Source organism: Terrilactibacillus tamarindi, assembly GCF_009718825.1.
GTDB lineage: Bacteria > Bacillota > Bacilli > Bacillales > Sporolactobacillaceae > Terrilactibacillus > Terrilactibacillus tamarindi.
Window position 1 is genome coordinate 25078 of sequence record NZ_WNHB01000021.1, and the last position, 20207, is coordinate 45284.

The 20207-nt window shown below is 37.0% G+C and carries 21 protein-coding genes, 2 pseudogenes and 1 riboswitch; of the genes and pseudogenes, 12 read left to right on the forward strand and 11 right to left on the reverse strand.

Annotation, left to right across the window (positions count from 1 at the left end):
* The first annotated feature begins 164 nt into the window (after positions 1–164).
* The gene (locus GMB86_RS12485; protein WP_141191353.1) at positions 165–704 is read left to right on the forward strand and encodes a DUF6241 domain-containing protein; all 540 of its coding nucleotides are present in this window, start codon (positions 165–167) and stop codon (positions 702–704) included.
* Positions 705–860: 156 nt separating this feature from the next.
* Entirely contained in the window at positions 861–1811 is a 951-nt protein-coding gene (locus GMB86_RS12490) for a phosphoglycerate dehydrogenase (RefSeq protein WP_141191352.1), read from the forward strand.
* A 52-nt stretch (positions 1812–1863) separates the two neighbouring features.
* Here GMB86_RS12490 and GMB86_RS12495 read toward each other — a convergent pair whose 3' ends face one another.
* From GMB86_RS12495 to GMB86_RS12505, 3 genes are all read right to left on the reverse strand, one after another.
* On the reverse strand, positions 1864–2109 hold the full coding sequence (locus GMB86_RS12495) for a YkuS family protein (RefSeq protein ID WP_141191351.1): 246 nt from the start codon (positions 2107–2109) through the stop codon (positions 1864–1866).
* A gap of 146 nt (positions 2110–2255) precedes the next feature.
* A complete protein-coding gene (locus tag GMB86_RS12500; RefSeq protein ID WP_141191350.1) occupies positions 2256–3482 on the reverse strand; it encodes a Zn-dependent hydrolase in 1227 nt (408 codons plus the stop codon).
* Positions 3483–3625: 143 nt separating this feature from the next.
* The gene (locus GMB86_RS12505; protein ID WP_141191349.1) at positions 3626–3907 is read right to left on the reverse strand and encodes a hypothetical protein; all 282 of its coding nucleotides are present in this window, start codon (positions 3905–3907) and stop codon (positions 3626–3628) included.
* Positions 3908–4143: 236 nt separating this feature from the next.
* Between GMB86_RS12505 and GMB86_RS12510 the strand changes: the two genes are divergently transcribed.
* Positions 4144–5016: a DUF1028 domain-containing protein gene (locus GMB86_RS12510; protein ID WP_141191348.1), complete on the forward strand. Its 873-nt coding sequence runs from the start codon at positions 4144–4146 to the stop codon at positions 5014–5016.
* A gap of 83 nt (positions 5017–5099) precedes the next feature.
* On the opposite strand, the gene GMB86_RS16175 is transcribed toward GMB86_RS12510, so the two are convergent.
* The 3 genes from GMB86_RS16175 to GMB86_RS12520 are packed head-to-tail and all read right to left on the reverse strand — an operon-like array spanning position 5100 to position 5615.
* Positions 5100–5309 carry a DUF2512 family protein gene (locus GMB86_RS16175; RefSeq protein ID WP_141191372.1) on the reverse strand — a complete coding sequence of 70 codons (210 nt, stop codon included), beginning with the start codon at positions 5307–5309 and terminating at the stop codon, positions 5100–5102.
* Positions 5310–5319: 10 nt separating this feature from the next.
* Positions 5320–5466 carry a hypothetical protein gene (locus GMB86_RS15570; protein ID WP_196220219.1) on the reverse strand — a complete coding sequence of 49 codons (147 nt, stop codon included), beginning with the start codon at positions 5464–5466 and terminating at the stop codon, positions 5320–5322.
* Positions 5467–5507: 41 nt separating this feature from the next.
* Positions 5508–5615 carry a DUF2512 family protein gene (locus tag GMB86_RS12520; protein WP_141191347.1) on the reverse strand — a complete coding sequence of 36 codons (108 nt, stop codon included), beginning with the start codon at positions 5613–5615 and terminating at the stop codon, positions 5508–5510.
* 335 nt (positions 5616–5950) lie between these two features.
* Between GMB86_RS12520 and GMB86_RS15835 the strand changes: the two genes are divergently transcribed.
* Complete coding sequence (locus GMB86_RS15835) at positions 5951–6136, forward strand: amidohydrolase family protein (RefSeq protein WP_230459110.1); 186 nt, start codon at positions 5951–5953, stop codon at positions 6134–6136.
* 72 nt (positions 6137–6208) lie between these two features.
* Here the strand turns inward: GMB86_RS15835 and GMB86_RS12530 are convergent, their stop codons facing one another.
* Both GMB86_RS12530 and GMB86_RS12535 read right to left on the reverse strand, forming a co-directional pair.
* A complete protein-coding gene (locus tag GMB86_RS12530; RefSeq protein WP_141191346.1) occupies positions 6209–7078 on the reverse strand; it encodes a carbon-nitrogen hydrolase in 870 nt (289 codons plus the stop codon).
* 188 nt (positions 7079–7266) lie between these two features.
* Complete coding sequence (locus tag GMB86_RS12535) at positions 7267–8775, reverse strand: sugar porter family MFS transporter (protein WP_155220434.1); 1509 nt, start codon at positions 8773–8775, stop codon at positions 7267–7269.
* 198 nt (positions 8776–8973) lie between these two features.
* Positions 8974–9064: riboswitch (cyclic di-GMP riboswitch) on the forward strand.
* Positions 9065–9152: 88 nt separating this feature from the next.
* Between GMB86_RS12535 and GMB86_RS12540 the strand changes: the two genes are divergently transcribed.
* From GMB86_RS12540 to GMB86_RS12550, 3 genes are read left to right on the forward strand one after another with little or no spacing between them, the layout of a single operon-like run.
* The gene (locus GMB86_RS12540; RefSeq protein WP_155220435.1) at positions 9153–9614 is read left to right on the forward strand and encodes a hypothetical protein; all 462 of its coding nucleotides are present in this window, start codon (positions 9153–9155) and stop codon (positions 9612–9614) included.
* 52 nt (positions 9615–9666) lie between these two features.
* A complete protein-coding gene (locus GMB86_RS12545; RefSeq protein ID WP_155220437.1) occupies positions 9667–10416 on the forward strand; it encodes a zinc ribbon domain-containing protein in 750 nt (249 codons plus the stop codon).
* A 28-nt stretch (positions 10417–10444) separates the two neighbouring features.
* On the forward strand, positions 10445–11917 hold the full coding sequence (locus GMB86_RS12550) for a zinc ribbon domain-containing protein (RefSeq protein ID WP_196220220.1): 1473 nt from the start codon (positions 10445–10447) through the stop codon (positions 11915–11917).
* A gap of 129 nt (positions 11918–12046) precedes the next feature.
* On the opposite strand, the gene GMB86_RS12555 is transcribed toward GMB86_RS12550, so the two are convergent.
* From GMB86_RS12555 to GMB86_RS12560, 3 genes and pseudogenes are all read right to left on the reverse strand, one after another.
* On the reverse strand, positions 12047–12349 hold the full coding sequence (locus GMB86_RS12555; protein WP_155220441.1) for a hypothetical protein: 303 nt from the start codon (positions 12347–12349) through the stop codon (positions 12047–12049).
* A 47-nt stretch (positions 12350–12396) separates the two neighbouring features.
* Positions 12397–12533: pseudogene (locus GMB86_RS16180) on the reverse strand (IS1595 family transposase); the annotation flags it as partial.
* Positions 12534–12538: 5 nt separating this feature from the next.
* Positions 12539–12676, reverse strand: a pseudogene (locus GMB86_RS12560) (IS1595 family transposase); the annotation flags it as partial.
* 434 nt (positions 12677–13110) lie between these two features.
* Between GMB86_RS12560 and GMB86_RS12565 the strand changes: the two are divergent.
* From GMB86_RS12565 to GMB86_RS12585, 5 genes are all read left to right on the forward strand, one after another.
* The gene (locus tag GMB86_RS12565; protein WP_230459111.1) at positions 13111–14148 is read left to right on the forward strand and encodes a glycoside hydrolase family 5 protein; all 1038 of its coding nucleotides are present in this window, start codon (positions 13111–13113) and stop codon (positions 14146–14148) included.
* A 388-nt stretch (positions 14149–14536) separates the two neighbouring features.
* On the forward strand, positions 14537–15823 hold the full coding sequence (locus tag GMB86_RS12570; RefSeq protein WP_155220443.1) for an ABC transporter substrate-binding protein: 1287 nt from the start codon (positions 14537–14539) through the stop codon (positions 15821–15823).
* A 564-nt stretch (positions 15824–16387) separates the two neighbouring features.
* Complete coding sequence (locus GMB86_RS12575) at positions 16388–18496, forward strand: BglG family transcription antiterminator (RefSeq protein ID WP_155220445.1); 2109 nt, start codon at positions 16388–16390, stop codon at positions 18494–18496.
* Between the two features lie 21 nt (positions 18497–18517).
* The gene (locus tag GMB86_RS12580; RefSeq protein ID WP_155220447.1) at positions 18518–18796 is read left to right on the forward strand and encodes a PTS sugar transporter subunit IIB; all 279 of its coding nucleotides are present in this window, start codon (positions 18518–18520) and stop codon (positions 18794–18796) included.
* 21 nt (positions 18797–18817) lie between these two features.
* Positions 18818–20203, forward strand: coding sequence for a PTS ascorbate transporter subunit IIC (locus tag GMB86_RS12585; RefSeq protein ID WP_155220448.1), 1386 nt, complete (start codon positions 18818–18820; stop codon positions 20201–20203).
* The last annotated feature ends 4 nt before the right edge of the window (positions 20204–20207 follow it).

Consider the following 20207-nt stretch of genomic DNA (forward strand, 5'->3'; position numbering starts at 1 on the left):
GTAATAACCCGTTGAGTGTTTGATGTATAAAACTATTTGTATTTTAGTCAAATACATATTTTGTGATATATGTACAAAATTAAGATAATTTTGTTAGAGTCATTGAATGATTACAAGGCATTTGTCATAATTAAAGTAGCGAATAGTTTTAGAGGGGGTATTCTATGAAGTGGTTTTTTTATAGTTTAATGACAGTATGTCTTGTCATTATTGTCGGAGGGTCCATTTATATCTATAACGTAATAAATGCAGATCCATCTCAAATGACTCAAAACCAAGAGGAAACGCAGAGTAAGGAAATAAAATCGAAGCAAGATATTAAATCTGAAGAAGCCCAAACAGAGAAAATTGGTGGGATTAAAACTGATTTAGAGCTTTCTCAAGATCCAACAGAAGATGAAGTCCTTGAGATAATGCATGAAATGACGCACCAAAAGGTGAAAGCAGATGAAAAATGGGGTGCTGTTCAAATGACGCCTGAGCATATTCAAACCCTTTTAGAGCTTGTTGCTAAAAACAACTTTGAAAACAAAGATGAATTATCATCTATTTTAAACAAATGGAAGAAAAAGAATTTTAGTACTGTAGATCAAGATCACAACGATTTATGGTCGCTCCAAGGTGGGAATGTAGGGAAAGCCTACGGAATTTTAAGTGAATCGGAAGAACAAGTTTTTATAAAAAATAATTTCGAAAGTGAATAATGGTTGAGAGGTAAACACATTTGGTCAACTATTTTGTCTGTTCACATGTTTTGAAAATGGAAAGCATATCATATTTTGATGTTAAGTATTTGAAGAGAAAGAGTTTTATTAGAAAACTTGAATAATATCCATAAGGAATAGAAATGAGGAGTAACCGTGAAGGTTCTGTTCTGTGTCGGAAAAGCTTACTACGCCATTCGTGAATCATTCACTCAAAGAATAAAAGAATTTGGATTGGATGTTACATGTTTATTGCACGACAAAGCCAAGCATAAAGAGAACATAATAAAAAATATTCAAGACGTAACGATATACATAACGGCAGTAGCTTTGGCAGATCGAGATGTGATTGATGCAGCGCCTAATTTGAAATACATTATAAAGACAGGCACCGGAGTCGATAATATCGACATTTCCTATGCTAAAGAAAAAGGGATTATCGTCAGTAATGCACCTGGCCAGAATGCCAACGCAGTCGCTGAACTTGTCATTGGCTTAATGATTTCTCTCTCTAGAAATATCCCTCAATTAGATCGTAAAACGAAAGAAGGATATTGGGTTAATAAAACAGGATTCGAATGCCGAGGTAAAACTTTAGGGATTATTGGATTTGGTGCTATTGGAAAGAACGTTGCTGCATATGCCAAAGGGTTTAATATGAACATTCTTGCTTTTAGTCATTATAAAGATGATGAAACAGCGAGGGAACTTGGCGTCAATTATGTAGAATTAAAGAGGCTACTCAAAGACTCTGACTACATCGTTGTCAGTACATCACTAAAAAAATCAAACTATCATTTGATTGATGAACAGGCGATTCATGAGATGAAAAATTCCGCTTATTTAATCAACATTTCTCGAGGGGCTATCTTGGATGAAAAAGTGGTTTTGAGTGCTTTAAGAAAAAGGGAGATTCGAGGAGCAGCACTGGATGTTTTTGAAATCGAGCCGCCAATTGAAAAATTGAATGAATTCGATAATTTGATTGCAACTCCGCATATTGGCGGTGAGTCATTAGAGAGTGCCGAACGTATTGCCGATGTGACTATCGATAATATCCGAAGATTTTTAGAAAATGAACCTATCCAATATATCATCCATGATTAACACAAAGAGCTGATTCTTAATCTAAGATAAGATATCAGCTCTTTGTCCTTGATCAATGTTTAATTCTACTTTCAACTTGCTGGCACACTTCATCTGCTGATAAACCGTTAGCTTCGATAACGGAACCCTGAATGGATGTATCCGCCATTCCCATGACGTTAGAATCTAGTCCGGTCACAACACAGCAATCGCAGCCTTTGGCGTCTGATTCTTGTTTCAATTGAACGACATCGTAACCTTTATTTTGTAACTCTTGCATAACATTGGTTAATGATTCTTCTACTCCAATTTTTGGCACAAAAAACACCTCCTCTGAATGTAAAGTGCCCAAAGAAGTCGCCGTTTATTCATTTTTTATAGCCGATCATCTAAAAAAAACACCCCACCTTCAATTGAAGAAGATACGATGTTCTTAAAGACGATACTTTTTAAATGATACTCTGTTTATTTTAAGTCTAAATTTAAGATGGTCTGGCAAAGGACGTTAGCTCCATTTTTACAATCTTCCATTGAACTCCATTCGGCGGGGTTGTGACTAATCCCATTTTTTGAACGTACAAAGATCATTCCTATCGGGCAAAGTTCAGTTAATTGCATGCCATCATGACCAGCGCCGCTACTTAACGTCATGGTTTCAATATTCAATTTGTCACAGGCTGCTTTTGTACATGTTTGAACGAGGTCTGAACAAGGAGCAGGAGCTACTCTTTGGAGAGGTTCGATGATAAGCTCAACACCGTATTGTTCACAAATTGATTTTGCTTGTGTGGCTATCTCAAGTTCCACATGATCTCTCACTTCTTCACTGATATCACGAAGGTCTAAAGAGAATTCAACGCGTTCAGGAATTACGTTAATACCACCAGGCACCAACTCTAATTGACCCACAGTTCCTACAGTCGTGCCTGTTTTCGATGCTTCTTTATTAATGACTTGAATAATGGCTGAAGCAGCTGTTAAAGGGTCACGGCGCATGGTCATGGGTGTTGTGCCTGCATGTCCAGCTTCCCCATTAATGATAAACTTTTGCCAGATCGGTCCTGCAATACCAGAAACGATCCCTACAGATAGGTTCTTGCTTTCAAGAATTTTTCCTTGTTCAATGTGGAGTTCAAGATAGGCTTTTATTGAATCCTTTTCTCGTCTGGCATGTTGGATTTCTTCAGGATCTAATCCTGATTTTGACATGGCTTCAGCGACTGAGATTCCATTCTTGTCCACTTGTTCAAGATGTTCCTTTGTTAAGGTTCCAGCCATTCCTCTACTTCCAATCATACCTAAACTAAATCTAGATCCTTCTTCATCTGTAAAAGCAACCACTTCAATTGGATGCTGAGTTTCCATTCCTTGCTCATTCATCGCTTGTAAAGCTTCTATACCGGATAAAACACCTAAAGGCCCGTCAAAATTACCGCCATGATAGACAGAATCAATATGTGAACCCACTAAAATAACCGGTAAATGAGGATCAAGTCCTTCTTTACGACCAATGAGATTTCCAACTTCATCTTCTCTAACGGTAAGACCAGCGTCTTTCATCCAAGACGAGACAAGATCTTTTGCTTGTCGTTCTTCTTCCGAAAAAGAAAGTCGGGTGATACCGCCTGTTTCTTGTTTCCCAATCGTACTTAAAGCCTCAAGATGCTCCCATAATCGTTCTTCATTTATCATCGCTATGACTCCTAAAGATTGGATTTTATTGTAAAAATTCTTGAACTTTCTTTTTTAATTTTAACATACGTATTCTTAAAGTAATAAAAGAATTTATCATAAAAAACACCTCCCAAATTAAAGGAGACGTTGACAAAGTACATCTATTCATTTTTTTCTATTTTTCTAGCTACAAAAACGAAATTTAATATACCAAACACAATTGAGATAATTCCCCATATATAGAGATCAGAATAGCTTCCTGCTAATAGTAAGCCAATCAAGCCACCAATAATTAAAAATACGCTTGACGTAATTTGAGCCCCTCTACTTCTTTTGGCTGCAAGGATAATAATTCCTGAGATAAGCATTAATAATGCTAATATAAATCCACCAGATCCACCAGATTCGCCATTTTGAGAAATGGCATTGCCTAAACCAGCCACCTTTAAACTTGGTTAAATGGCTAGAGATATAACAAAAAATGTAGACTTTTGCCAATTTTAAATTGTGAAAATTTCAAGAGTACGAATTTAAAAAAGCAAACGACGATAGGACCATTTCAAATAGAGGCCTTGATACCAATCGTCCTTGTTCTTTCATTATGATCAAGATAAGATAAAGACACAATTATTGTTTGTTGGTGGTTCAAACTAGATAAAATTTACGAGGTGAAATAAAGATGAAGAAGATTCCAAATGATGTGGTCGCCACATTTTCCATTGTAGGTTATGATCCAGAAGCCCAGGAATGGGGCGTAGCAGTACAATCAAAATTTCTTGGAGTCGGTGCCGTAGTCCCCTTTGCTAAGGCAGGTGTAGGAGCTGTTGCGACACAATCCTATGCTAATACGTCGTATGGACCAAAAGGACTAGAATTGATGGAAAAAGGTTACAGTGCCGAAGAAGTTCTTCAGGAGTTGATCAAGCATGATGATGATCGGGAATTGAGACAATTCGGATTGATCGATGCGAAGGGGCGTTCAGCTACCTATACGGGAGCAAAATGTTTCGATTGGGCAGGCGGCATAACGGGTGAACATTTCACGGCACAAGGAAATATTTTAATCAGTGAAAAAACAGTGGAAGCTATGGGAGAAACTTTTTTAAAAACAGAAGGATCTCTTGCTGATCGGTTAATCGAAGCTTTAGATGCTGGTCAGTCATCAGGTGGCGATAGCCGTGGTAAACAATCCGCAGCTCTTCTCGTTGTAAGAGAAAAAGGTGGATATGGAGGCTTTAACGATCGAGCGATTGATCTTCGTGTCGATGATCATCCTGAGCCTATCAAAGAGTTAAAACGAATTTACCAATTGCAGCAATTGTACTTCTCAAAATCAAAAGAGGAGGATATCGTCGAGCTAGATGATACTCTCAAGCAAAACATCATTCAACAGTTGTTTCGATTAAACTATTTATCAGGTGAAGAATCTGTCACAAACCAAATGTTTGAAGAAGCTCTTACATCTTTTATTCATACTGAAAATTTTGAAGAAAGAGAGCAGCCTAAGGGGAAAGTGGATCTAGCCGTGGTGAGATTTATGAGAGAGAAATAGGGATGTTGTGGTCATCTAAATGTCAAAGAACATATCCATTTTCTTGAAATGAAAAAAATTTTCAAATTCAATTGGGCATTTTTTTAATTTGTATGGTCAGGGTCATCAACAACATGTCTAGTTAAATACTTGTGAAACATAAACTCAAATAGACCAACAAAGATTGAAGAGAATAATGAAGCAATAAACGGTGAGTCAATATTTACTAGGCCACTTGTCATTAACCAAATAATAACTAAAGCAATAACAAAGTTTGAAATGGTTGCAACCGAATTGCTTGAATTTGGTAGTATTAGAGGTTGTTCAAAAAGTCACCAAATGATAAGCTACGAATCTCGGTGCCCGCTTGTTTATTCCGGTCCTCATGTAGCAAAAACCTACATTCCGGTCCTCAAAACAGCGCCGCCTTGATCTTCTTGCTTCTAATTTGTCACCTTTTTGAACACGCACTATTAACAAATCACCAACGATATAAGCCGCTATCTCTAAAACTAGATAGTTAGAAATACATCACTAAAGGATGCATTATAAATGAGGCCAAAAATAAGAATAACTAAATTTGCGATAAACTTGATTAATAAAGCTTTAACATGATCCAATTCGATTAGCCTCCTTTGTTTTACATATAAAAAGTAGACTCACAAGACATTTACTCAAACACATTCATGAAGTCTAGGGCAATTAGACTAGTGTCTAATTTTTCGAAAAAAATTATTGATGCTTTTCATTGTGTTTCGGATCAGTCGTATTCATCCATGAATAATTATGTTAAAAGGAATAGGAAATTTTAAAATAACCGAGAATTTGAGCCAACTTGGGCTAATGGAAGGAATCCATGCTCTAACGGGAGAAGACTTTGCGGGGGATCCATGGAAACCGGCTGAACGTGTCACTCTTTCGCAAGCTCTTAAGGCGTATACCTACACCCCGGCCTATGGCAGTTTTAGAAGGCGGATCTCTAGAGGTAGGAAAGTGGGCGGATATCGCTATTTTGGATCGAAATCTTTTTGAGTTTCCAGTTAAAGAAATAAAAGACGTTAAAGTCAAATTAACAATGATGGATGGTAAGATTGTGTTTGATGGTGCTCATGACCGCTCAGAATTTGTTGAATACAAGTAAAGAGATAACTAGTTGACTATTGATATTAAAGACCCGCCATTGAGATCAACTCCAATGACGGGTTTATTCATTTTATAAACTCATATTTAAAATTTCTTTGTAACTATCTGGTCGTCTGTCACGATGAAATTGCAAAAGGTGTCTCGCTTGATTAATTTCGTTCATATCTAAGGTTGCCATAATAATTTCATCATTCTCTGACTCGGCTTGTGAAATCATTTTTCCGAGTGGACCACTTATAAAACTATGTCCATAGAAGGTCATATCTCCTTCACTTGAAACCTCCTTACCAACCCGGTTAACGGCGGCAATAAATATGCCATTATGAATACCATGCGCTTTAATGGCATCAACCCAAGCGCTAGACGTATCTAATTCAGGATAATCTGGTTCTGAACCGATGGCTGATGGATAGAAGATGATCTCCGCTCCTTTTAATGAGAGGATACGAGAAGGCTCTGGAAACCACTCATCCCAACAAATTAACACACCGATTTTACCAAACGTCGTATCAAAAACAGGATAACCACCGTCACCTTGTGCAAAATAGTATTTTTCAATATATTGCGGACCTTCTGGTATATGGTGTTTACGATATTTTCCTAAGTAAGCTCCATCTGCATCTAGTACTGCAACTGTATTGAAATAGAGGCCTCTCATCGCTTCTTCATAGAGGGAGACAAGAATGACCACACCAAGTTCTTTAGCCAATTCTTGCATGACATCTGTCGTGGGACCTGGAACGGGTTCGGCCAGATGATAATAGTCTGCATTTATCGTTTGAGGGAAGTAAATGTTTGTAGATAACTCTTGTAAACAAATCATCTGAGCGCCTTTTTGAGTAGCTTCACGAATCATCCCCGTTACTTTTTGGATATTCTCTTCCTTATTGCTTGTACAGCTATGTTGAAGAAGAGCGATGGTTACTTGTTTGTTTGTCATAATCACATTCTCCTTTTAATCGTTTTTACAACTTTTTATATGCAATTTTCGTGCCAAAAAGAGTACTTGTTTTTATGTAAAAACAGAATCCCCAAGGAAGAAGGGGATTCTGTTTTAATTATATAACAATTTTTTTATCAGTTTTAATAGTTTCTAACGAACGAGACTTCTAGTTTGTTAGTGTTTACCTAAGAATTCATCTTCTGCATGCGTTTTTTTCTTTTAAGCTGTCTTTTTTTTCTTTCAAAATAACGTTCTTCATGTAAGTGAAAGGTATGTTCAATTTCTTCTAACGTTCGTCCTTTTGTCTCAGGTACATACCTTTTAACAAAGATCATGGCAAGGATGCCGAGTCCGACAAATATAAAAAAGGTTGCTGATAAACCAATAGCAGCAAAGAGAACCGGAAATAGCAGGCCAACTAGGAAGTTCATTGTAAATAAACAGAAAATAGACATCCCCATGGCTAACCCTCTTAAATGAATAGGAAATATTTCTGATTGCATTAACCATGTCACCGGAGAAACTGCTCCTTGTTGAAACCCAAGAAATAAGACAGTCAATCCTAATATAATAAACGGAAGTACGGCATTTTCTTTCAGGGTCATTGAAAATATGCCAATTAAAAGAAGGGAGGTACTTGTACCTAATAATCCTGTGAATAGCATTTTTCTTCGTCCGATTCTATCAAGTAACGCAATCCCGACAAAAGTGGCGAGAACAGAGATGACACCATTAGCAATGTTACCAATTAAAGCGGCACCTGTTGAGAACCCTGAATCCGTTAATATTTCTGTTCCATAATACATGATCGAGTTGACACCCGTAATTTGTTGAATGACGGCAATACCTATTCCAATAAAAATGATTCGGCGTACAAAAGGAAATTTTAAGTCTTTAAAAGTGGCCTTTTTGATTTTTGAATCTTCCTCAATGGCCTGTTTGATTTCGTTTAATTCAAGCTCTGCTCTTTCTTCTCTGCGTACTTTGCGTAACACATTTAGAGCTTGTCCCAAACGCCCCTTTGTTGCCAACCAACGAGGACTTTCGGGGACGATTAACATTCCTAACCATAAAACGACGGCAGGGAGTGTCGCAATAAAAAGCATGTATCTCCAAATGTAACCTGACTCGCCAAATGTATGAGCAAGAATGGCATTAAAAACATAAGCAAATAATTGTCCAGAAACAATCATTAATTCATTTTGTGTGACGAGTCGACCCCTTCGTTCAGCGGGGGCCATCTCGGCTAAGAAGGCTGGAACCGTAACAGAGGTAGCTCCTACGGCTAAACCTAGGACCATTCTAGACATGACCATTATTGGTACATTAGGTGCAAATGAACAACCAAGTGTTGCAATCAAAAATATAAATGCAACACTTATGATTGTTTTACGACGTCCTTTTCGGTCAGATAATCTACCTCCTAAAATAGCGCCAAAAGCAGCTCCAAACAGTAATGCACTCGTGACAAGACCTTGTGTAAACGGTGTCAAATTTAGTTGATCTTCTCTTGACATATAGGGGAGGGCTCCATTAACAACACCCGTATCATATCCATACAAGAGCCCGCCAAAAGTCGAAACAAGCGTGATCAAACGTAAAAAGGTTTTCTGAGAGAATGATTTTTTTGATGTAGAACTTTTTTTGTTAATGGTTACAATTTTCCCATCATCTGAATCTTCTTTGTTTTTCATGTTTTCGTTTCCTTTCCGTCTAATTTCGTACTTGAATCTGCATGCTTATGAGTATATAGCCAACAGGATAATGGTGTGTATTCACCACATACCCTTCTCTTTAGCTCATAAACCAAATATTTACAACCTGTTAACTAGGTAATTAATCCTAAATTTAAAATATGCTTGATATTAAGTTGAATGTAATAGTAAGATAGAATCATATCTTAGCAAACTTATCGAAAGGTAAGGACGCAAAGCTACGAGTCTAAAATCTATGTGAGTAGATCAAGATCGTCGGGTTGCACCAAAAATATCATATATATTTTTTGTGTAATCAGCGCTTTCGGTGCTGATTTTTTTAATGTCATGTCGTGTAAATATTAAGGGGGAAAAAGATGAAGAAATTTAGTATGATTTGCTGTTTAGCTATTTTAGTTATTTTAACTGCATGTTCGAATCCAGGAGATAAAGAGGTGGATACGATACACCAATTATATGAAGCTGCCACAAATAGTGATGCCAAAACATTTGTACAAATCGCAGGGCATGCTGAAGGTTTCCCAAATACTCAAGAAGAAATTCAAGAATCAATGGATTTTCTTAATGATATAGTTCAGGAAAATGGAGGGATTGAAAAACTTCAACTCAAATACCTTCCATTAAATACATTAAAAGATTCCGTTAAATCAGAGATCATTGATGAATATGGTAAAAATACTCGTTTAGTGACTGATAAACAAAAGGATGATTATTATGTAATCTGGGTCTTATCAAAAGCTGAAAATCAATATCACGTGTTGTATCAAGAAGATTTTAGTAAAGATAAAATAAAGGCCATGCTTAAAAATGGTCAATAAATGACCGATATTAAATATTGAACAAATATAATAATTGAAATGAGGGGATTTTGTGTTTTGTCAAAAATGTGGAAGTGAAAATGAAGAAGGAGCAAAGTTTTGCGCAACGTGCGGAAATCAATTCAGTAACTTAGAGAGTAGAACTGAACAAAGAACAGAAACAGCATCAACCCTAGAACGAAAAGAAATTAAGATTAACTCCGAAGTGTTTTCAAATTATTGGTTATACATAAAAAGTACATTGAAAGCTCCAAGTCAAATTTCAAATGATTTTAATAATGGACTTATTACTTTAATTTTATTTGCTCTTTTCTTACCGATTTCGTTAGTTGTCTTTGTGAACCATACGGTTAAACGATTAAGCTTTGGCTTTTCACCGGTTTCAAACGTGCTTGGTTTTGGTGACGTTTTAAAAGGAGCCATTATAACGGCTGTTATTATCGCCTTATATGCTTTGATCATATTCTTAACTTTGAAAATCGGAAAACTATCAATCTCTTATAAAAATATTATTGCGACGCTAGGTCATATGAATGTTCCCATCATGCTATTGTCTGCCGTGCTGATTATTGCTCCGTTCGTCGGAATACTTGCCTACTTTTTTATCCTTATCCTACTATCCATAGGTATGCAGCTAGCCAACATCTTAACCATCTATCGATTATCCAAGGGTGCGAAGGTGGATTCTCTGTACCTTGCGATTATCTGTCAAGTTGTCTTTAATATTGTTGTATTTGTCATACTTAAAGAATTTGCATTAGAAACCATCGAAGAATACAGTAGCTACTTTGATATTTTTTAATAAACTTGAAAAGTGAGGATAAATGAAAATGGCCAGACATTGTACTGAGTGTGGGCACACTCTTCCAGATAACGCACAATTTTGTACAAATTGCGGAAAAAAAATAGGTGAAGAAATTCGTCAGGAATCCGCTTCACAAGAAGTGATTCCTCAACCTCCAGCCTCTCGTATATCACCTGAGAGACAAGAGTCCCGTAAGACATTTAGAATTAAAAAAAGAGTCTATATTCCTATATTAGCTGCGGTTATTGTTCTTATTACATTATTTTATGTAGGTAAGTCGTTGACCAATCCAGAACGCACTGTAGACGCATTTGAAAAAGCAGTAGGAGATGAAGATGTGGCTTCTTTAGTGAAGTTAATTCATACCAATGAACAATCAAAAGTAAATGAATCGCAAGTGAAAGCGATGCTTGCTTTGTTTAAAAAAGAACCACAAGTCTATACTAGTGTGATTCATTCTTTGGAGATTGCAGCAAAGGAAAAAGATAGTCAATCCGTGAATTCAAGCCTTTATTATCTAAAAGCAAAAGGTAAGAAGTTCCTTATTTACGATAAATACCAAATCACAACTCAAGCGTTACATCCTAAAGTGAAAACAAACTTACAAGGAATGGAAGTCGGCATTCAAGGACTTAAGATGTCCGAAAAAGCGAGCAAGGCTTCGAGTGAATCTCCTCAAACGGTTGTCTTAGATGCTGTTATCCCAGGTATATACACAGTCTATGGCAAATCAGATCATTTGAACATGGCAAAACAGCTTAGTGTGCGTTCTGCTCAAGCAAGTGCTGACTTTTCTGGTGTTTATATTCCCATTCACAGTAACATTATGAATGCTGAGTTGTATGTGAACAATGAAGCGACAGGTAAAAAAATATCTGAAATCGGTGAATGGGGACCTTTTAAAAAGGATGATGAACCTTCTTTTTATGCCGTTTATACGGTAAATGGTAAATCGATTCAAACCGATCGTGTTGATATTTCAAATGATGATTCTGATTATGATAGTGTTACTCTTGAATCTGCTGAATATGATGGTATAGATCTGATTTTTGCAGAAAAAGAAGACAGTTCTGAGTTTTATGATCTGGATCCGAATGACAATCAAGCGAATACAGAATTACTTGAGACATACTTTGATGGTTACTTTAGTGATCTAGCATCAGCCGTAAACTATGGTGAAGCGGATGAATTTGGAGATTACTTTGAGACGGGCTCGGCGTTTTATAAAGAACAGACCGATGCAGTTAAGGAATTCTATGATAAAGGTATTGAAGAATCGATAAATAATTACGATATTAATCGTGTTAGTGCGGGTGAAGATGGAACTTATACGGTGAATGTATCTGAAAACTGGAGTGAAACCATTCCTAAAGAAGATGATGAATTTTCATATGAAGATAAGGATTTTTCAATTGAAACGAATTACAAAGTCAAAGAAGTGGCTCCAGGAGAGATAAAGATTGTTGGAGGAGAATTAGTCAAACGGACAACAGATTAAATTTTTATGAAAACTGCCGATTCAGTCATACAAACTGATTTAGCAGTTTTTTTAGGTTAGGCTCTGTTAAATTTTAATAATTATGGGAAATCCCATTTATCAAGGGTTTTCCCATTCTTTCATTAGTTTTTATTGAACGCGTTCTACGCCGTTTTCGACATACGATTCTAAAACAACTTTATCTTTGTTTTTGTAATAATAATACGTTTTATCATCGTCTTTTAGTTTAATGCTGACCATCCATTTCTTATCACCTTGTAAATTTGCAATAAATGGTTCACTGGAAATAATGTCACCATTTGAAATGTTTTTTTCTGTTGTTAGATACTTAATTACACTTAGCTCTACATTTGACTTTTTATATTGAATATAGCTAAATCCAATTCCAATAAGAATAAATAAAATTAATAGAACCGTCCTTATTTTCTTCATTTATAATCTCCTAAGATAAAAGTAATTGCACGTTAGTTGAATAAGAACTACATATTGAATTTTGACAATCTTAAGCTATCATATGTATCTGCCATTTCAAATACAAATGATGTAGCAGTAGTTACTTAATATGCTGTTTAGTGCTTTCGTTACTACGACTATCGACAAATAAAAACCAAGTTAAGGTAATCTCATTTCATTAATTAGCCGACCACTAACGGAAGAGGTAGGGTCAACATAGCGTTTTACCTATTAATGTACTTGTTCCTTTTTAGTATGGGGTAATTTATCGATATACTTTAACAAGTTGCTAAACGCATTGCTCACCTTTGTAACCTCCAAAATGTTTGTTCTTATTTATCCCACCTTAACGGGCAGTAAGACCCCCAACTCAAAATTCTGAGTAATTCAAAGAAGATGGGTGGGGAACAACTGCCCGTAAAGGTCCGATTGGTTCAGCTAGCCATCAGTGGGGGATAACGCAGGCTAAAAACGCGACGTCCTGTCGCAACGCCTGCACTAGCACATCTTGTGCGTCGAAAAACCCCACTGATGGAAGTTTCACTTTATTATAGAGAGATTTTGAAAAGTTATCAAATATCAACACTATTCTTTAACAGAGCCTTAGGTTAAGAAATAGAATTTAACAGAAGAAGAATTTGCTGTAGAAGAGTAAAAAGAAGAAGGTTTAAAATAAGATAAGTTAATAGCCTGATTTAAAGATACAGAATTAGATATTTCTTACGGAGGGAAATGATGTCATGTCCATGACCTTTATCATTCTTTTTATTGTTATATTTCTAGTATTCTCGTACTATAAATCCTATAGTAAGCCACGAGAACAAGTTAAAGCGGCTACTATCTTGTTTAAGTCCATCAATATAGGTAATGCCTTAGACGCCCCACGTGATTTTCCTTGGGATGTTGAAATGAAATTGGACTATTTTAATAAAATTAAAGAAGCCGGTTTTGATACGGTCAGACTACCCGTGCGTTTTTCTGATTATGCCAAAAATAATCCAAACAATTGTTTAGATGAGCCATTTATGAAGTATGTAGACGAATGTGTGACTCATGCATTGAATTTGGATTTAACGGTCATTCTCGATTTGCACCATTTTGAAGAAATGATGCAGGAACCAGAGGCCTTTCACGAATGCTTCCTCCGAATTTGGGAGCAACTTTCTGTTCGTTATCAATGTTATTCCTCAAAACTCATTTTTGAAGTGTTAAATGAACCGAAAGATCAACTAGTGGGGGAGTTATGGAATACATACCTTGCCGAAGCCATCACGATCATCCGCCAAACAAACCCAACCCGACGTATTATCGTTGGTCCGGATAACTATTATACGCTGTACCGATTAGATGCCCTTCGTTTACCTAAGGACGATCACTTAATTGTTTCGTTTCACTATTACGAGCCGATCGAGTTTACTTTTCAAAGCAATCCCTACCTTGGTTACTCCGAGGTACATGATTTAGAGTGGGAAGGTACTAGTAAAGAAATAGCTTATATAAAAGATAGATTTAAGAGGGTGAAAAGATGGGCGGATCAACATCGAGTCCAAATTTATTTAGGTGAGTTTGGCGCTAATAATAGGGCTCCTTATTCCTCACGCTTACGATGGACTAAGGCGATTTGTGAACAAGCTGAGGAATTAGGATTTAGCTGGGGATACTGGGAACTTGCTTCTCATTTTGGAATTAATAATGCTAAAACAGGAGAATGGGACAAGGAGATGTTGAAGGTCTTGCTAGAAAAAAGGTCTGGTGATCAAAAAAGGGTCAATAAATAAAGTAAAAAAGCAAGAGAACCGTCATTCTTCTGTTTTTTTAAAGACCTCATAACTCGAAATCTGTCTAACTATTTTGTGTCATGTTCAAAGAATAGTTCATTTTAGCTGTCATATAATTCAATGTGAGCAATCCCACCTTAACGGCTAGTAAAGACCCCCACCACAAGATTCTGAGTATTCAAAGAAGATAGGAGGGGGATCAACTGCCCGTAAAGGTCCGATAGGTTCAGGCTGACCATCAGTGGGGATGACGCAGGCTAAAAACCAGACGTCCTGTCGCAACGCCTGCACTAGCACATCCTGTGCGTCGAAAAACCCCCACTGATGGAAGGTTTATTTTTTATAAAAATATGAAAGCGATTCCAATTTCTGAGGGGGAGTAAGATTAATGAGAAGAAAAAAACAGAGTCTGCTAGTTCTTTTACTCACTTTTGTCCTTATTCTGACAGGTTGTGGTGCTGGAGGTCAAGATAGTGATCAAAAATCTACTAGTAAAAAGGTTAAAATTGTCTATTCACAAGGGAAGAATAATTCAAAATATGTGCCAGATTTGATTCGAGCCTTTGAGAAGAAACACCCAAGTATTGATGTCGAGTTTCGAGTTTTACCTTCTTCTTCAACTTCGCAGCATGATGCTTATGTAACAGCTTTAAATGCCAAATCCTCTGAGTATGACGTGATCTCAATGGATGTTGTTTGGCCTGCAGAATTTGCTCAAGCGGGATATGTATTGCCTCTCGATCGGTTTATCCAAAAGGACCGTATTGATATGGGTGATTATAACAAAGGAGCGGTATTAGCCTCCAATTTTAATGGAAAACAATGGGCCATGCCGCGTTTTGGTGATGCTGGTGTCCTGTTTTACCGTAAAGATATCATTCCTCAAAATGAAGTTCCAAAAACATGGGACCAATTACAAAAAGTGGCTGAAAAATATAAAGATAAAAATGGTTTGCAATATGGCTATTTGATGCAAGCAAAGCAATATGAGGGACTTGTTTGTAATGCGGTTGAATTTATTGCGTCTTATGGAGGCGAATTTATTAACCGAAAAGGAGAAGTGGTGATCAATAGTCCTGAAGCCATCAAAGGGTTACAGAAAATGGTTGATATTGCTCATTCTAAAATTGTTCCGGGGAATGTTAACACCTTTACAGAGGTTGAATCCCATACGGCCTTTGTAGAAAATGAGTCACCATTTATTCGAGATTGGGCTTATTTATACGCTTTATCGAATGATAAATCACAATCAAAAATTGTAGGTAAAGTGGGCGTTGCTCCCCTTCCTGCCGGTGATAAAGGCTCTGTTTCTGCTTTAGGTGGGTGGCAATTGGGGATATCAAAATTTTCAAAGCATCCAAAAGAAGCCTGGGAATTTGTTAAATTCATGACAGGAAAAGAAGGTCAAAAAATGACTGCCATTAAGATGGGAAATGTCCCAACCTTGACATCCTTATTTCAAGATAAAGACGTGTTAAAAGCAAATCCATTCTTTGCAGATAAAGGTTTTCAAGCGGGTTATGCGGCTGCTGTTCCAAGGCCAGTGGCCCCGAACTACCAAGAAATTTCAGACATCATTCAAATTGAAATTTCAAAAGCCATTAGTAAAGAAATAACTCCTAAGCAAGCCGTTGAGGAAATGGAAAAACAAATTAAAGCGAAATTAGTGAAATAGTGATTCTCAAAAAACATTTGAAAATACACGTTAATAGAGGTTAACATTTTTCTGGAACGTCTAAATGTGGATGATCCCCTATTAGGCGTTCTTTTTTTGCTGGCAAATATTTAAGAATCATGCGTTTCAAGGAATTGGTTTCTTTCTTACACTTTAAGAAAGACCTCTGTCTGCGCCTTATAGGCCCGACAATCGGCAAGTTTTCTTTACCCTATTAAATGTTAATTGGGACAAGGTTACCTCTTAGGAATCTAGCCTGTAAAAGAAGAAGAATCGTTCATTGATAGGAAAATTACACTAAAAAGATGATCACTATTTCATATTAATTAATATTGGTATTTTTCTTTATCGATCCTTGCCAACTTCCCGTAAGTCATATTTTGCTCACGCGGATCAGACAAAACCTTGTTAGATAAATACTTGTCTCCATGGATCTTACCTCTCCCGTCGGTATATTTCAGATAATTGTATTTGTTTCAGGAGCCAACATCACGGCCTAATGAATGACTTTTGCACATCTCAATGTGCAAAAGTAAAACGTAATGATAGCGCTTACTTTGCTATTTGGTTCATATAATAAAAACATGGCAGGGGGGAGCTCCACTGTTAGATCAACGTTCTATTCAGTTATTCGAAGACATTTTATCAGAAAGGAACATCACAATTAAACAGTTGGTATTGCAAACGGGCTATTCACGCAAACAAATTTATTATGATTTAAAGAAGATTAATCAGTGGTTAGATGAGAATCAGTTGCCACCAATTGTCACTCAACGGTCTCATGGTTTGTATATTGAACAGATAGTAAAGGAAAGAGCTATAAAACTATTATCCTCTATGAAACATGTAGATTATACTTTGTCGCCAGAGGATAAAGTGTCCTTTATTCTAATTAATTTGTTTATTAAACCAGACTATCTATCGATGCACCATTTTATCCAATCAATGATGCTAAGCAAAAGCACGGTCACCTCTGCTCTAAAAGAAGCGGGAGAGGCTGTGAGAATTAACAATGTGGAAATTGGCTACAACAGACAGGAAGGCTACCATTTTAAAGGACATGAATATGACATTCGAAATGTTGTGATGCATGTGGTAACTAAGATGGTGCAACAACAAAACGGTTATGACTTATTAAAGAAGATTTATGAAGAGAATAGTCCAAGACGATCCTTTGATTCATCTTATGTTCAGGTCCAACGAATCTTATGGGAGGTTGAAGAGCTACTCGACATTACATTTGTCGAAGAGAATATGAAAGAGCAAATGATCTTTTTAACTTTTTTATTTTTACGGATTGAAAAAGGGAATACCATACGCATTTCATCAGATATTAAGCACGCTTTAGATCAATCACCTTTTTCACATACCGCTCAAAAATTTCTTAGGAACGCTGGATTAGAAACGGCAGCCGATGAATGTGTTTATTTAACATTGCTTCTTCAAGGAATAAATATTAAGGAAGATAGTCAGCAATACCAAGAACCTAATCAAACTTTGATTAATCAACTTATCAATAAGATTATCCATGAATTTGAAAGAATGACTTGTCTTCGTATTCCTTATTCAAGCTGGATAAAAGATGCGTTATATACCCATCTTAAGCCGGCCTTTTATCGAATCAAGTATCAGATTCCTATGACTAATCCTTTTGTTGACGAAATAAAAAAAGAGCATCCAGATCTTTTTCATATTGTAAAGAAATCATTAAGATCATTAGAAAAACAGGTCAATCAAAAGGCTTCAGATGATGAAATTGCTTATGTTGCTTTACATTTTGGCGCTTTTATAGAGACGCAAGGTTTTACCATTCATCGCAAAAAAGGCGTTATTATCTGTCCGAATGGCGTAGGTACTTCGAATATGCTTAAATATCAAATTGAAAATTTAGTGCCTCAATGTGATATTGTTCAAGTTTTATCCGTAAAAGAATTTCATCATACGAATCTCACATCGATAGATATTGTGTTTTCTACCCTATTAATTAATACAGACAAACCTTTGATCGTCGTTAATCCGATCTTAACGGTGACGGATAAACTACGAATTATTCAAGAGGTTGATTGGTATATGTACGCAGCATCACCGAGACAAATAGACAGCCGCAGGATCATCGAAGCCATTCGCCCGTTTGTTTCCATTCAAGATGAAGGTGGTTTGTCTCAGGCTTTAACAAAATTATGTTTAGAACCGCTTGTTCAGATGAAAGGGAGGTATCGACCTGTGTTAAATGAATTACTGACAAAAAACCGTATTCAGATTATGCAGAGGGTAGATTCATGGGAATCTGCCATTCGAGAAGCTGCCAATCCATTACTAGATTCAAGGATCATAGAAGATCGTTACATTGATGCGATGATTGATACGGTTAAAGAAATTGGACCCTATATTGTCATTGCCCCTCGAGTTGCTATTCCTCATGCCAGGCCAGAAAAAGGGGTCAACCAATTAGGAATGGCTATGCTAAAACTTGAGGAACCTATTTCTTTTTCAAGTGATCAAGACGACAAATTTGTTAACTTAGTTATTGTTCTTGCAGCGGTTGATAGCGAAACTCATTTAAAAGCCCTTAGTCAGCTTTCAGAACTGCTAGAAGATGAGGAAAGTATAGAGAAAATGATAGCGAGTACGACGGTTGAAGATATGTATCACCTTATCTCAGCATATAGTTAAAAAAGTAGAGGAGTGATCGATATGTTAAATATTGTAACCGTTTGCGGAAACGGAATTGGTAGTAGTTTAATGCTTAAAATGAAAATAGAAGAAATTTGCAATGAAAATGGGATCGATGCGAATGTTGAATCTTGTGACTTTAACTCTGCTAAAGGAAGACCTTGTGACTTAATTGTGACCGTTGCAGAACTTGCTGAACAATTTGATAGTAACCAAAAAGTTGCAGTAACGAGAAGTTATATTAACAAGAAGAAAATTAAAGAAGATATTTTAGAGACCTTAAAATCATTAAATAAATAGCGGATAAAGGGGGTATTTCCAATGAGTATTTTAACGTCAATTCTCAGCTTTTTGCGTGATGTTTTCTCTCAACCAGCCCTGCTTATTGGTCTGATGGCGTGTATAGGACTTATCGCTTTAAAGAAACCTTTTCATAAAATACTAACGGGAACATTAGGACCTATTCTAGGTTATATTATGCTCAGTGCGGGTGCGAACGTGATTTCAACGAATCTTACCCCACTCGGTAAAATGATTGAAAAAGGGTTTCATATTCACGGTGTCGTTCCAAATAATGAAGCGATTGTTGCCAGTGCCCAGAAAATTTTGGGTGTCGAGACAATGTCTATTCTCGTTTTGGGTCTTGTTTTAAATATTCTTTTTGCTCGATTAACAAAATATAAATATGTTTTTTTAACAGGACATCACAGTTTCTTCATGGCCTGCCTCTTGTCCGCAGTTCTAGGAGCTTCTGGATTTTCTGGTATTCAATTAATCATCATTGGTGGGATTTTCCTAGGTGCTTGGAGTGCGATCTCGCCGGCTATTGGTCAAAGATATACATTAAAAGTGACCGATGGTGATGATGTGGCCATGGGGCATTTTGGCAGTCTAGGATACTATTTATCGGCTTGGGTCGGAGCTAGATTTGGCAATGCCAATCATAGTACTGAAAAAATCAATATACCTGAAAAATGGGGCTTTTTACGAAATACGACGATTTCAACAGCGATCACGATGGTCTTCTTCTATTTAGTAGCGGCTATCGCGGCTGGTCCCCAATATGTATCAACGCTATCAAGCGGCATGTCCCCATTTTTATATGCTGCCATGCTTGGTTTAAACTTTGCCATTGGTGTCACGATTGTTTATTCAGGTGTTCGTATGATCCTAGCTGATTTAATTCCAGCTTTCCAAGGCATTGCCACGAAAATCATTCCAAATGCCGTTCCAGCTGTAGATTGTGCTGTCTTCTTTACGTATGCACAAACAGCGGTCATTATCGGTTTCGTGAGCAGTTTTATTGGTGGCATTATTGGCATGTTGGTCCTTGGCCTTGCCGGTGGAGTGCTGATTATTCCAGGACTCGTACCACACTTTTTCTGCGGGGCAACAGCGGGCATTTATGGAAACGCAACCGGGGGTAGGAGAGGGGCTGCTTTAGGGGCTTTTGTAAACGGGTTAGCTATTACCTTCCTACCTGCGTTACTCATGCCCGTTCTAGGTGCACTTGGTTTTGCCAATACCACTTTTGGAGACATGGATTTTGCCGTCCTTGGTATATCAATCGGTCAAGTTGGCCATTCATTCACGACCATGGGCATCTATGCACTTGTCTTGGCTACACTCATTGTTTTATTCGTTCCAAACTTTATCAAAACAAAGAGTACGACACTTAATCACATCGTTGAAGATGAAGAAAATTAAAGGA